13 protein-coding genes are annotated in these 13,693 nt (G+C 68.5%); 2 read left to right on the top strand and 11 right to left on the bottom strand.

Annotated features, from left to right (window positions below):
* Positions 1-15: 15 nt before the first annotated feature.
* From pnuC to ACP7EY_RS19240, 6 genes are all read right to left on the bottom strand, one after another.
* The gene (gene pnuC / locus ACP7EY_RS19215; RefSeq protein ID WP_426196448.1) at positions 16-597 is read right to left on the bottom strand and encodes a nicotinamide riboside transporter PnuC; all 582 of its coding nucleotides are present in this window, start codon (positions 595-597) and stop codon (positions 16-18) included.
* Positions 598-754: 157 nt separating this feature from the next.
* Positions 755-1,222 (bottom strand): hypothetical protein, encoded by a 468-nt coding sequence (locus ACP7EY_RS19220; RefSeq protein ID WP_426196450.1) that lies wholly within the window; start codon positions 1,220-1,222, stop codon positions 755-757.
* Positions 1,223-1,849: 627 nt separating this feature from the next.
* Positions 1,850-2,455: a hypothetical protein gene (locus ACP7EY_RS19225; protein WP_426196452.1), complete on the bottom strand. Its 606-nt coding sequence runs from the start codon at positions 2,453-2,455 to the stop codon at positions 1,850-1,852.
* Positions 2,456-2,614: 159 nt separating this feature from the next.
* Positions 2,615-3,778, bottom strand: a complete 1,164-nt coding sequence (locus ACP7EY_RS19230; RefSeq protein WP_426196454.1) for a helix-turn-helix transcriptional regulator — start codon at positions 3,776-3,778, stop codon at positions 2,615-2,617.
* Positions 3,779-4,120: 342 nt separating this feature from the next.
* A complete protein-coding gene (locus tag ACP7EY_RS19235) occupies positions 4,121-5,296 on the bottom strand; it encodes an acyl-CoA dehydrogenase family protein (protein WP_426196456.1) in 1,176 nt (391 codons plus the stop codon).
* Between the two features lie 109 nt (positions 5,297-5,405).
* Positions 5,406-5,780 (bottom strand): nuclear transport factor 2 family protein, encoded by a 375-nt coding sequence (locus ACP7EY_RS19240; protein ID WP_426196458.1) that lies wholly within the window; start codon positions 5,778-5,780, stop codon positions 5,406-5,408.
* A gap of 97 nt (positions 5,781-5,877) precedes the next feature.
* On the opposite strand from ACP7EY_RS19240, the gene ACP7EY_RS19245 reads away from it, so the two are divergent.
* Positions 5,878-6,348, top strand: coding sequence for a MarR family winged helix-turn-helix transcriptional regulator (locus ACP7EY_RS19245; RefSeq protein WP_426196460.1), 471 nt, complete (start codon positions 5,878-5,880; stop codon positions 6,346-6,348).
* 78 nt (positions 6,349-6,426) lie between these two features.
* On the opposite strand, the gene cydX is transcribed toward ACP7EY_RS19245, so the two are convergent.
* Genes cydX through cydD form a run of 5 tightly spaced genes read right to left on the bottom strand, consistent with a single transcriptional unit; the run spans position 6,427 to position 12,822 of the window.
* A complete protein-coding gene (gene cydX, locus ACP7EY_RS19250) occupies positions 6,427-6,555 on the bottom strand; it encodes a cytochrome bd-I oxidase subunit CydX (RefSeq protein WP_426196461.1) in 129 nt (42 codons plus the stop codon).
* A gap of 28 nt (positions 6,556-6,583) precedes the next feature.
* Positions 6,584-7,741 (bottom strand): cytochrome d ubiquinol oxidase subunit II, encoded by a 1,158-nt coding sequence (gene cydB, locus ACP7EY_RS19255; RefSeq protein WP_426196463.1) that lies wholly within the window; start codon positions 7,739-7,741, stop codon positions 6,584-6,586.
* Between the two features lie 4 nt (positions 7,742-7,745).
* On the bottom strand, positions 7,746-9,356 hold the full coding sequence (locus ACP7EY_RS19260; protein WP_426196465.1) for a cytochrome ubiquinol oxidase subunit I: 1,611 nt from the start codon (positions 9,354-9,356) through the stop codon (positions 7,746-7,748).
* A gap of 35 nt (positions 9,357-9,391) precedes the next feature.
* A complete protein-coding gene (locus tag ACP7EY_RS19265) occupies positions 9,392-11,095 on the bottom strand; it encodes an ATP-binding cassette domain-containing protein (protein ID WP_426196467.1) in 1,704 nt (567 codons plus the stop codon).
* Positions 11,092-12,822, bottom strand: a complete 1,731-nt coding sequence (gene cydD, locus ACP7EY_RS19270; protein ID WP_426196469.1) for a thiol reductant ABC exporter subunit CydD — start codon at positions 12,820-12,822, stop codon at positions 11,092-11,094. The genes ACP7EY_RS19265 and cydD overlap by 4 nt, the downstream gene beginning before the upstream one ends.
* 316 nt (positions 12,823-13,138) lie before the next feature.
* Here cydD and ACP7EY_RS19275 point away from each other — a divergent pair, with 316 nt between their 5' ends.
* Positions 13,139-13,666: a GbsR/MarR family transcriptional regulator gene (locus tag ACP7EY_RS19275; protein ID WP_426196506.1), complete on the top strand. Its 528-nt coding sequence runs from the start codon at positions 13,139-13,141 to the stop codon at positions 13,664-13,666.
* The last annotated feature ends 27 nt before the right edge of the window (positions 13,667-13,693 follow it).

Raw genomic sequence — 13,693 nt, forward strand, 5'->3', positions numbered from 1 at the left:
CCCGCCAGGGCTGCGTCAGGCGGCACTACCGGCCAGCGCCGGTTGCCGCGCCAGGCGGCGCCACTGCAGCCAGGCATAGATGGCGTGCACCCAGTAGCACGCGTACAGCAGCGCCGTCAGGTACAGGCCGCGGCTGGCGTACAGGGGCACGGCCAGCGAATTGACCAATAGCCAGAACGCCCAGTTTTCAATGCGGCGCTTCATCAGCAGCAATTGGGCAAGCACGCTCAGGGCCAGCACCAGCGAATCGACGAAGGGCGCGTAGGCGTCCGTAAAATGCAGCAGCAAGGCGCCGTACGCGGCCGCCACCGCCAGCGCAGCCGCGCCCGGCCACAGCACGCTGGCGAAGTCGGCGGGCGCGATCGGCAGCGCCGCACCGGCGTCGCCGCGCCGCCAGTACCACCATCCCAGTGCGCTCGAACCAATGAAAAACACCTGGAGCAGCACGTCCGCGTACAGGCGTTCCTGGAAAAACAGCACAGCGAACAGGGAGCAGCCGACCATACCGGTCCACCAGGTGTGCACATTGTTGCGACCGGCCAGCACGATGGCCAGGGTGGCGCCGCCGTTGGCGGCCAGTTCCAGCATGCCGGTCATGCGCCGGCTCCGGCCAGTGTGTTCGTCGTTTGCATCGAATGATCCTCATGTTGTCCTGGCGCGCGCCTGGTCGAGCCTGGCCATGATACCGCTTGCAGGGGCGCGGCAACATGCAGGCGTATTGCACGCCAAAAAACCAGGGCAACATGGCAGGCAGCTAAGCCAGGCCCAGCACCAACAACACGATGTAAGCGAGAAAGCCCCAGATGGCGATCCTGACCGCGAGCTTGACAATCACGCCAGTAATGACCATCGCCCAATGGAACAGCCAGCCCGCCGCATAGCCAACGATCGCGCCAAGCGCAAGGTAGAGGCCCAGTTGGATGGCACTGAGCTGGGGCGCATACCCCCAGACGAGGGCGATGACGGCAAACATGGCGGCCCCCGCCCGCGCAGTGCGGCTTGCCGAAGACGGTGCTGTCGGAACAGGCGCATGCGCATACTGCGCCGGTGAAACGGGATTGACATGGTCCGATGTATCTATCTGCGTCGGTGTGGCAACACTGACGGGCGTGGCGCGCTCCTGCGCACGGACCTCCTCCTGGCGGCGCACCCAGGCGCCATATTTCTCGGCCTGCGTCGTTGCATTGGCAGGATCGTTGTAACCGTCGCGTACTTCGCTCATGTTCCCCTCCGTGAAAACGGCGCCTGCAGGTGATGGCGGGATGACTTCACCTGCACGCGCCCTGTTGACAGATGTCGTGCCCGTGCTGGCCATGCTTCTGGCCCGGGCAGAGCGCGGCGTTGGCCGGCACATAGACCGGGTAAGCGCAGCGGTTCTTTAAAAGATTGGTGGTCGACCCGATCTCGTGCGTGATGCACGGATGGGGGCCTGATACGACGGACGGTGCGCCAGCGCGGGATGCGTCGGCGGCGCCGGCCGCATGCGCAAGCCCAGGCGGCAGGGCCTGGCGGGGCTGAGGTATTCCCGGGCCTGGCGATCGCCCACGCCGAATTGGCCGCCTTGTCCAGCGCATCAGCAGCATGCTTGCTCAATCGTCGCTTGAGCTCGTCCAACGGGTCGGCAGAAGCGACGGACATCGCCACGGTGGCAGCCGGTGCAGCCCGTGCCGGCACGCTGCACCAGCGGATCGACCGTGCGAGCCGCAGCTCGACCAGACATGGATTCATTGCTGACACCCCTTGCACGGCCCGGCAGGGCCGATTGATTGCGCGATGCACCAATGTAGGACGGTTTCATCGCGTGGTCATCTCCCAAACGGGAGAGCGCTTTGCAGGGCCACGGGAGCGGCTATTCTGTCGTGGTGGTCAGCCACAGCGCTGCCGATGACTTGCCGGTCCGAGAAATTTCGCCGCAATAGTCCCTGGCGCCGAAGTGTTTCGCCACCCGCGCCGCCGGCACGGATACCCATTTGATACTGAGCAGGGTGCCGACGGATGTCACCTTGACGGTCATATTGGCGTCGTCGCGCTCGGCGTAGGCGGCGCCTGGCTTGCCGGGCACCCGCTTGTCATCGAGTGCCCAGGCGCACGCCATCATGTACCGTGGCGTGGCCTGGGGCGCAAGCGGAAACCTGGCGGGCTTGACGATGCGCCGGGCACCGGCCATTTTTAGCGACGGCAGATAGTCGGCGTACTGGAGCAGCAATACCTCTCCCGATTCAAACCAGCCGAACGTTGCCAGGCCTGCCGGAGGCGCATCGCCTGTCGAGGTCGCGGTACGGTCTGTATAGGACGACAGGATCGAGTACTTGCTGTCTTTGGCGTTTTTGGGGAAGTAGTTGCCACCGACGTGCATCGTTGCGTATAAGCCAGATGCTACCTGCGCACGCACGGGAAGCGCCATGTACACGCAGGCGAGGCCAAGCGCGGCAGCGCGCGCGGGGAAGAAACACATCGTGCCCTCCTGAAGAGTTGCGAACCCGGCACAGCAGTCATTGCTCGCCCAAGCACCTTGCCGCCGCTTGCGCGGCCATCGCGGAAGCTGCGGGCAACCACGTACAAATCGTCTGTCACCCTGTGGCCCCCATACGGGACAGGAACTACGGCACAGGAACTACGGCAGGTTTGCCAGGTCGGCCACGCTGCGTGACACCAGGGTGGCGAGCGCGCCCTGCCGGCCCGTACCGGTCTTTGCCAGCGCTTTTTTCACGTGGGTGCGTACGGTCCCGAGGCCCACACCGAGGGACGCGGCAATGTGTTCCTGCGAGTGGCCTTCGCCAATCGCCACGGCAATCGCCGCTTCCGCGCGCGTCAGGCCGAACATGTCGCGCAGCACCGCGCTGGCGCCCGGTCCGGACGCTTGCGGATCGCGGATGAAAATGAGCGCCACCGGTTGCGAGACGGTGTCGTGGGCCCAGGTGGCGCGCCACGGCGACACCAGCACAGTAAGCGGCAATTGCCCGGCACGTGGCACCGCGAATGCCGCGCCCGGCAGGTGGACGTCGCCAGCGGCCGTGCGCTCTGCCTCGCGTACCAGCCGCGCCAGCCGCGTGTTCAGGCCGGGGTCCTGGATGCAAAGCCGTTGCGCATGGATGGCCACTGCGCTTGCTCCCATCAACTGCTGTTCAGCCGCCCGGTTCGCATACAGCACGGTGCGCGACGCATCGACCACCAGCACCCCGATGCCGATGTGCTCAAGCGCGGCCAGTGCCGCATTGCGCGCCAGCGCACCGCTGCGCAAGCGCTCGCGCAAGCCCAGCGCACGGCGTACGTGCGGGAACAGGCGCGCCAGTTGAACGCGATCGGCCGCGCCATAGGGGCCAGCGGCACGGGCCCGGTGCACCCCGAGCACGCCGGTTGCGCCATGCTGCGTGGGAAACAGCACGCCCACCATATGATAGATGCCGAGCTTGCGCGTCCAGTCCTGATAAAAGCCCGTGCGCTCGTACTGCGCATCGGGCATCAGGCTCTGGCTGGTGAACACCCGGGCCATGCCCACGCTCGCGGAGAGCGCGACCCACAGATCGTTGCGCTGCCAGTGCTCGGCCCACGAGCGGTCCTGCGCCGCAATACGCAGGTTCTCGGTCACGCTCGCCAGTATGGGGTCGGACTGGCCGCCGCCGTAGGTCTTGAGCACCACACTGGTCGAGCCAAAGGCCGCGGCGATGGTGGCAGCCATGCCTTGCCATCGCTCGTCATCGAGCACCGCGTCATAGAGCAGATTGATCACCGACTCCAGGCGGTCCGCTGGACGCACCGGCTTGCCTGCTGCACGCATGGGTACTCTCCCCAACTTTGAACCATGGCATCCGGTTGGACCGGCAACGCGCGCATTTGGTTCAAATTTTTGCCATTGCAGGCCTGGCGTCGGCGCACGGCGGCCTGCGCGCTTTACCTGCGCCGTGCACGCGCCCATACTCGGGGCGCACACTGGTGGGCTTGCCAGTGACGCCCCGGCCTTTGGAGCAATACCGTTTGAAAACTGTTTTACACGTCATTGCGGCACTCGCGTGTGCGAATGTGCACGCGAGTGCCTGGCAGCCGCCCCAGGGCACCGGGCAAGTGGCGCTCTGGCCTGGCGCCAGGGCCGTTGAAGTGGACGTGGCCGAGGGCCGGCGCCTTATCTCGCCGGCGCGGCCGGGCCCCGCAACAGCGTGCGGGCGATGCTCCAGCGGTGCACCTCGGACGGGCCGTCGTAGATGCGAAAGGCGCGCACATCGGCAAAGATGCGCGCCACCACCGTTTCGTGGGTCACCCCCTGCCCGCCCAGGATCTGCACGCAGCGGTCGACGACGCGCCAGATCGCTTCCGACGAGGCCACCTTGGCCACGCTCGACTCGTGCTTGCCCAAATGGGCCTGGTCGAGTACCCAGGCGCAGTGGGCGATCACCAGGCGCGTCGTGTGCAGATCGATTTCATTGTCGGCCAGCATGAAGCCGACGCCCTCGTGGGCGCCCAGCTGCTTGCCGAAAGCCTGGCGGCTGCGCGCATAGTCGAGGGCGACGTCGTGCGCGCGCCGGGCCGCGCCCAGCCAGCGCATGCAGTGGGTCAGGCGGGCCGGCGACAGGCGCACCTGGGCATACTTGAAACCCTGGCCCAGTTCGCCCAGGATGTCGCTGGCCGGCACCCGCAGATTGTTGAACGACACCACCCCGTGGCCGCCAGGAAAGCAGGAATCGAGCGAATCCATCATCCGTTCAACGACGATGCCGGGGCTGTCCATGTCGGCCAGGAACATGGTCGCCTCGCCGCTGTCGAGCTTGGCCATGATGATGGCGAAGCTGGCGCCGTCGGCGCCCGTGATGAACCATTTTTCGCCGCTGATGAGGTAATCGTCGCCATCCTGGACGGCGCGCGTGAGCAGCATGCCGGGGTCGGCGCCGGCGCCGGGCGCGGGCTCGGTCATGCAAAAGCACGAGCGGATGGCGCCCGCCGCCAGCGGCCGCAGCCAGCGCTCTTTCTGCGCCGGCGTGGCGACCATTTCCAGCAGGTGCATATTGCCCTCGTCGGGCGCGGCGATGTTGAGCGCCACCGGGCCCAGCGGCGAGTAACCGGCTTCCTCGAACATCACCGCCTTGGCCGCGTGGTCCAGGCCCAGGCCGCCGAATTCGACGGACACGTGGGCCGACAGCAGGCCGGCGGCGCGCGCCTTGCCGATCAGTTCGGCACGCAAGGCTTCGGTCGGCCCGTGCGGCGTGCAGCGGGGATCGCGTTCCATCGGGATGACGTGGTCGGCAATGAAGGCGCGGGTGCGCGCCTGCAATTGCTGCAAGGCTTCGGAAATCGGGTAGTTCATGGCGTCCTTGTGGTGGGGGCCGGCGGCCGGCATCGATCTGATGCGCTATTGTTCCACATCGCCGCCCGCGCCGTGCGCACAAGTCCGCTCCCCGCCCTTTCTCCCCCTGTCAGGCGGCGTCCTCGATATCGAAGCGCACCACCTGGTCCCCCGCAAAGGTGAACACGTGCCGCACGAGGCGGTCGTGCAAGCCGTGCGCCTGGTCCTGCAAGGGCTGGCCCGCCAGGTCGCGCACCGTCTGCATGACGGTGACGACGAGCGCGCCGTCGGCCGCCTGCGCAAAGCGCACGGGCTGCACGTGGGGACTGATCTGCGCCCATTGTTGCGTCCAGTACTGGCGCAGCGCAGCGTGGCCATGCACGTGGCCCCCATCCATGCCGTTGGCCCAGGCGACATCGCTGGCCAGCGCGGCCAGCACGCCGTCGATCTGCCTGGCGTTGAAGTCCTCGTACATGCGTACAACAAGTGCCTGCTGACGGTCCATTGCGCGGTCCTTTACCAGTAAAAAACAAGTGAAAAAGTGGGGGCGGATTGCCCGTATGGCTGCTACACTGACGCCATCATAAACAATATAGGCACCTATGCAAAGCCCTGTTTCCCTGTCGGCGGTACTGACGACGCCGGGACACCTGATCAGCCTGGCGGCGCGCGTGTTTGCGCGCCTGAGCGAAGCCCGCCTCAAGCCGCTGGGCTTCGGGGTGGGCCACTTGCCCGTGCTGGTGGCGCTCGAGGACGGCCTGGCCGCCTCGCAGCGCGAGCTGGCCCGGTTTGCCCGCATCGAACAGCCGTCGATGGCGCAGATGCTCACGCGCATGGAGCGCGACGGCCTGATCAGCCGAAGCGCCCATCCCACCGATGGCCGCAGCAGCCAGATCACGCTGACCGAGGCGGCCCGCGCGCGCCTGCCGGCCGCCTGCGAGGTGCTGCTTGAGGGCAACCGCGCGGCGCTGGACGGCTTTTCGGCGCAGGAAGCGGCCCAGTTGGGCGCGCTGCTGGGCCGCCTGATCGCCAACCTTGATCGCGTCACCGGTGGCGCCACACCGCCGGGCTGAGCGGGCGCGCCGCGCGTGGTCGCAATCACGCCCGGCGCGGGGGCCAGGCCGCGTGCTGGTACTTAGTTGCTTAGTGGCTTAGTGGCGCGGCGGCTCCCCGCCCTCCCCCTTGTGGGCCAGGTCGTCCATCATTTCGTACCACATGGCGTTCATGACGGCGAACCCTGCCGCCAGGGGCAATCCCAATATCCAGGCGAAATACCACATTGATAGCTCCTTGATTAAATAGTTCGGTTCAGTAAGCGTGGCGCTTGCCATCGCTGATGTCGGCCGGATTGACCTTGCCCCACAACACCTTGTAGACCCAGCTGGTGTAGCCGATGATGAGCGGCAGGAAGATGCAGGTGCCGACCAGCATGATGAACAGCGTCAGGTGGCTGGACGAGGAATCCCACACGGTCAGGCTTGCCTGGGGCTGGATCGACGAGGGCAAAATAAACGGAAACATCGACGCGCCCACGCTGAGGACGATGCCGGCGATCGACAGGCTGCTAAACAGCATGGTGCTCTTTTCCCAGCGACGCACCAGGCCCAGCAGCGCCAGCGCGGCGCCGCCGATCCCGGCCAGCGGCGCCGCCATGGTCCACGGGTGCGCCAGGTAGTTGGCGAACCAGGCGCCGGCCGCGTGCGCGTCGACACTCTTGAACAGGGGATTGGAGGCGCCGGTGGTGACGAGCGCACTGGTAATCCGGTAGCCATCGATGAAGGCCCACAGCAGCAGGCCGGCAGCGCTGTAGAGCACGATCACGGCGAGCGCCGACCAGCGGCCCCAGGCGCGTGCGCGACCGGCCACCGCCCCACCCGTTTTGAGCACCAGCCAGCTGGCACCATGCATGATCAGCATGGCCACCGACACCAGGCCGCACAGCAGCGCGAACGGGTTGAGCAGGCCGAAGAAGCTGCCGTCGTAGAAAATCTGCATGTCCGGCGTCAGGCGGAAAGGTACGCCCTGCAACACATTGCCCATCGCCACGCCAAAGATCAGCGCGGGGATGAAGCCGCCGGCGAACAGCGCCCAGTCCCAGCTGGCGCGCCAGCGCACATTGTCGCGCTTGCTGCGGTACTTGAAACCGACCGGACGCAGGATCAGGGCCAGCAGCACCGCCGCCATCGCCAGGTAAAAGCCGGAAAACGACACCGCGTACAGCTGCGGCCAGGCGGCGAAGATGGCGCCGCCGCCCAGCACCAGCCAGACCTGGTTGCCTTCCCACACGGGGCCGACGGTGTTGATGACGACCCGCCGCTCGAGGTCGGTCTTGCCCACGAAGGGCAGCAAGATGCCCGTGCCCAGGTCGAAGCCGTCGGTGATGGCGAAAGCCACCAGCAGCACGCCGAGCAAAATCCACCAGATCAAGCGCAGCACATCGTAGTCAAGCAAGGTATGAAGGATCATGGTTTTACTCCGTAGAAATCATGGGTGCGCCGCGCAAGGCGGCGGTGGCGCCGATCAGCGGGCTGGCGATCCCGGGCGCCGACGGCGCTTCGCTCTCGGGGCCCTTGCCGATGGCCTTGAGCATCAGGCGCATCTCGACGACCAGGAGGATGGTGTAGAGCACCACGAAGCCGATCAGGGTGGTCAGCACGGTGCCGATGCCCAGGTTCGACACGGCCACGGCGGTGGGCAGCACGCCTTCGATGGCCCAGGGCTGGCGGCCCAGTTCGGCCACGATCCAGCCTGCCTCGGCGGCAATCCACGGCAGCGGCAGCGACCACACGGCCACTGTCAGCAGCCACGGATAGGCGTCGAGCCGACGCCGTGCCGACAGGATGAAGAAGGTGGCAGTGAGCACAATAAAATACATGCCCAGCGCGACCATGATGCGGAACGACCAGAACAGCGGCGCCACCTGCGGCACGGTGTCGGCGGCGGCCAGGGCGATCTGGGCGGCGCTGGCCTGGCGCGGATCGTCGACGTAGCGCTTGAGCAGCAGCGCGTAGCCCAGCACCGCGCTGTGCTGGTCGAAGCGGGCCTGCAAGGCGGGCGGCACGCTGGCGTTGCCGCCCGGCGCGCGGATGTCCATCAGCGCATCATAGGCCAGCATGCCCTCGCGGATGCGCACTTCGGCCAGCTTGACCAGTTCATTGATGCCAGCCACTTCGCCCGTCAGCGAGCGCGTGCCGATCAGGCCCATCACCCACGGGATGTGGATGGCGTAGTGGGTGGCGCGGGCCGCCTGGTCGGGCAGGCCCACCACCGTGAAACCGGCCGGCGCCGGCTCGGTGTGCCACATCGCCTCGATCGAGGCCAGCTTCATTTTCTGGTGTTCGGACGACAGGTAACCGCTTTCGTCACCGAGCACCACCACCGACAGCGAGGCGGCCAGGCCGAACGAGGCGGCCACCGTCAGCGAGCGCTTGGCCAGCTCGACGTGGCGGCCGTGCCGCAGGTACCAGGCCGACACGCCCAGCACGAACAGCGAAGCGACGACGTAACCGGCCGAAGCGGTGTGGACGAACTTGGCCTGCGCCACCGGGTTGGTCAGCACCGCATAGAAATCGGTCACTTCCATGCGCATGGTCTGGGGATTGATGGCCGCGCCGACGGGATTTTGCATCCAGCCGTTGGCGATCAGGATCCACAGCGCGGAAAAATTGGTGCCCAGCGCAACGAGCCAGGTGACGACCAGGTGGGCCACTTTCGACAAGCGGTCCCAGCCGAAGAAGAACAGGCCGACGAAGGTCGCTTCGAGGAAGAAGGCCATCAAGCCTTCCAGCGCCAGCGGGGCGCCGAAGACGTCGCCCACGTAATGGCTGTAGTAGCTCCAGTTCATGCCGAACTGAAACTCCATCACCAGGCCCGTGGAGACGCCGATGGCAAAATTGATGCCGAACAGGATGCCCCAGAACTTGGTCATCTGGCGCCAGATGGGGCGGCCCGTCATCACATAGACGGTTTCCATGATGGCCAGCAGGATCGACAGTCCCAGGGTGAGCGGCACGAACAGGAAGTGGTACAGCGCCGTCAGGGCAAACTGCAGTCGGGAGAGCCCGACAATGTCGAGTTCCATGGGGATTCCTTTCTAGTAGTTAATCAAATAAGGGGTCAGTCCGGGCGCAGCGCAGCGAGCGCGGCATCGAATTCGGGGCTGCCGCGGCGCAGGTCGGCGACGATGCAGCCGCCCTCCATGAGCAGCAGGCGGGACGCGAGCGCCGCCTCGCGGCGCGTGTGGCAGGCCAGCAGCACGGTGCGGCCTAGGGCAAGCCGGTCCAGGCGCGCCAGCACATCGGCGGCGGTGGCGCCGTCGAGCGCTTCGGTCGGTTCGTCGAGCAGCCAGAAGTGGGCGTCGCGCAGCAGCAGCCGGGCCAGCGCCAGCCGGCGCGCCTGGCCGCCCGACAGGCCCAGCCCGCCCTCGCCCAGCACGGTATCGAGGCCGCCGGCGAACTGGCGCACATCGTGCTCGAGGCCGGCCGCGGCCAGGGCCTGCCACAGCTGGCCGTCGTCGGCGTCGGGGCAGCCCAGGCGAAGATTGTCGCGCAGGCTGTCCTGGAACAGGGCCACGCGCTGGGTCAGCCAGCAGGCCGGGCGCGCCTCGATGTGGCCCGCCTGCAGTGCCCATTCGCCGGCGATGACGCCCAGCAGGGTCGATTTTCCGGCGCCGCTGGCGCCCACCAGCGCCACCCGTTCGCCGTCTTCGATGACGAGATCGATGTCGCTCAGGGCGGGACAGGCGCGGCCGGCGTGGAATACGCTGGCCCCTTGCAGGCGCAGTGCCAGCTGCGCGCTGGCCGGCATCGGCACGGACGGCGCGGCCGGCACTTCACGCAGGCGCGGCGCCAGCCGGCGTGCCGCCAGCCAGCTGCGACCGGCCTCGATGGCGCCACGGCGCAGGGCGGCGAACGGCTCGAGCGCCGTCAGCGCCAGCAAGATCGCCAGGGCGGCGGCGGGCGCGCCCAGCACCTGTGCTTTTACCAGCGCGCCGCAGGCCAGCAGCACCGCCGCCACGCCGGCGTGGCCGGCCACCGCGTACAGCCAGCCGGCGCCGCTATCGAGCCGGAACAGATCATGGTCGGCGCGCGCCAGCGTGGCGTCGCGCGCGGCCACGGTGGCGCACTGCGCTTGCAGGCGGCCGGCCATCAGCAGGTCGGTCTGGCCCGCCACCAGGTCGATGGCCGCTTCGCGCAGGCGCTCGATGGCGCGGGCGCGGCGCAGGGCCGCCACCCGGGCGCGCGCGGCCAGCGCCGCCGTGATGCCCAGGCCGCACAGCAGCAGCCAGGCGCCCAGCGCCAGGCCCAGGCGCAGATCGAGGGCGCCGAGGACGGCGCCGGCCAGCAGCGCGGCGCCGGCGGCGGCGCAGGCCGGCACCGCCAGGCGCAGATAGATCGCCTCGAGGGCGTCGATGTCATGGGTCAGCCGGAACAGCACGCGCGCCGGCCGGCGCAGCAGCGCGCGCGCCGCCGCCGGCGTGGCCCAGGCCCGAAACAGGCGCTCGCGCAGGGCCGCCACCACGTTCAGGGTGGCGTCGTGGGTGAGCAGGCGTTCGCCGTAGCGGCCGAAAGTGCGCACCAGCGCCAGCAGGCGGATGGCGGCGCTGGGCAGCAGCACATTCAGGCCCGCCGCGCCGGCCGCGGCCAGGCCGGCCAGGCCGGTGGCGGTGATGAACCAGCCCGAGGTGCCCAGCAAGGCCATCCCCGCCAGCACCACCACGGTGGCCAGCAGCGCGCCCAGCGCCAGGCGGGCGCCGTCGATGCGCACGAACAGGCGCAGCACCAGCAGCAGGTCGGCGCCGCGCCGGCGCGGGCCGCTCATGCCACGCTCCGCGGGTGGTCCAGCTGGTCCGGCACGGCCAGTTCGGCCAACCTGGCCAGCGCGTCGAGGTCGATGACCCGGTCCATCCGCGCCGCCAGCGCCAGGTCGTGGGTGGCGACGATGAGGGTGCGAGGCCCGGCGATGGCGAGCAGGGCGTCGGCGATGGCGGCCGCGCTGTGGCGGTCGAGGTGGGCGGTGGGTTCGTCCACCAGCAGCAGGCCGGCGCCGGGCGCGACGGCGGCGCGCGCCAGCGACAGGCGCACCAGTTCGCCGCCGGACAAGCCCGCGCCCGCCTCGCCGAGGATGTCGTTGGCGCTGGCGTGGTGCACGGGACCCAGGCCGACCGCTTCGATCGCCGCGCGCACCGCCTGCGCCGACACACCGGGGCGCCGCAGCGACACGTTCGCCCCCACCGTGCCATTAAAAATGTGCGGCAGCTGGCCGACCCAGGCCATGCGCGCGCGCAGGGCGCCGGCCGTGGCGTCGCTCATGAGCAGGCCGCCGATGCGGACCGCGCCGTCGCTGGCGGGGGCCAGGCCGGCGATGATTGACAACAAGGTGGTCTTGCCGGCGCCGCTGGCGCCCACCAGCGCCACCCGTTCGCCGGCGCCGATGTGCAGCGCAAGCCCCTGCCACAGGGGGGCCGCGCCGGGGTGAGCGAAGCGCAGCGCGGCCAGCTCGACCGCCAGCGGGCCGGCCGGCGCCGCCTGCGCACCCGCCGCCAGCGGCCCGGCCCCGGTCAGCGCCAGCGTGTCGCGCCCGAGGGCGGCCAGCGCGGCGCTGGCGGCGTCGCCTGCCGCCTTGTCGTGCCACAGCAGGGCCAGTTCGCGCAGCGGCTCGTAGAACGCCGGCGCGAGCAGCAGGATGAACAGGCCCTGGCCCAGCGTCAGGCGACGGCCCCAGCTGCCCGGCCCCAGTTCGCCCAGCAGGTGAAAGCCGATATACACGGCCACCAGCGCCACCCCCAGCGACGCGAACAGTTCGAGCGCGGTCGACGACAGGAAGGCGATGCGCAGTACCTGCATGGTGCTGCGGCGCAGCGCCTGCGCCGCTTCGCCCAGGCGGCCGGCGGTCAGTTCGACGGCGCCCAGCGCGCGCAAGCTCGACAGGCCGCGCAGGCGGTCCAGCAAGAAGCCGTTCATGCCACCCTGCTGGCGCAGCTGGGCCTGGCTGGCGGCCTGGGCACGCCAGCCGATCACGGCCATAAAAACGGGAATCAGGGGGGCCGACAACAACAAGATCAGCGCCGCCAGCCACGACAGGCTGGCCACGCACAGGGCGATCAGGGGCGGCACCACCAGCGCCCGCCAGCGCGCCGGCTGGTAGCGCAGCAGCCATGGCAGCACTGCCTCGGCCTGCTCGGCCAGCACACTGGCGGCCTGGCCCGAGGGCAGCCGCGCGCGTTCCAGCGGCGAGCAGCCGGCCAGCGCCTGGGCGGCGTCGGCGCGCAGGCGCGACAGGCAGGCGCGCGAGGCGGCGAACTGGGCGCGCGCCCCCCACGCTTCGACGCTGGCGCGCAGCACCCCCGTGCCCAGGTAGCCCAGCGCGCACCAGGCCACCGGCGCCAGTGCGGCAGTGGCCTGGTGCGCGCCGGCGAGATGGTCGACGGCGACGGCGATCAGCCCCGCCTGGACGATCCACAGCAGCGCGGCGGCGCCGCCGGCGACCGCGCCGGCGCGGGTGGCGGCGGCATGTTCCCGGCGCCAGGCCGGCAACGGCGTGCTCATGGCAGGCGTCCCCGGGCCCCGTTCGGCGCTGGTGACAAGGAAGGGGACAGCACGTAAAATAGCGAAAACACAACAGGACCGATCTTTCGAATATTCTGTAATTTCAGGAATTAGTGAAATTATGCGCGATAATATTCATGCTGTCACGCAACGATCGCACGTCTGTTCAAATTATTTGCCGTCGCTTGTGAGGGCGCGCGCCTGCAACCGGGCCGAACCGGCAAGGCCGACGTGCGATAATTCAGACCCCTGCAACCGAAAAAAGTGCGATGCCGTGACCCCTCTCGTTCAAACGTTTGTCAGCCATTTCGGCGAAATGGGCAGCCGCTGGGGCGTCAATCGCACGGTGGGCCAGATCTACGCGCTGCTGTTCGTCACCGAGGAGCAACTGAACGCGGACGACATCGGCGAAAAGCTGGGCATTTCCCGCTCGAACGTGAGCATCGGCCTGAAAGAGCTGCAATCGTGGGGGCTGGTACGGCTGAGCAAGGTGCCGGGCGATCGCCGCGAGTATTTCACGTCGCTGGGCGACGTCCAGGAAATTTTCCGCGTGGTGGCGGCCGAGCGGCGCCGCCGCGAAGTGGCGCCCACCCTGTCGGTGTTGCGCGAGCAGTTGCTGGTCAACGTCAAGACCCCGGAAGACGCGTTTGCCCAGCAGCGCATGCGCGAAATGCACGAACTGGTCGACCTGGCCAACAACTGGTTCGACGACTTGCAGCGCATCTCGCCCGAATCGATGGCCAAGCTGATGAAAATGGGCTCGAAACTGCAGAAGCTGCTATCGGCCAAGGACCGCCTGTTCGGCGCCGCCGAGCCCGGCAGCGACGGCCACAGCGCCCCGTAGAGCGCGCCGCCGCGGCGGTCAAGCGCG

It is taken from the genome of Massilia sp. DWR3-1-1 (assembly GCF_049898325.1).
In the GTDB taxonomy this organism is placed as follows: Bacteria; Pseudomonadota; Gammaproteobacteria; order Burkholderiales; family Burkholderiaceae_D; genus JAFCUW01.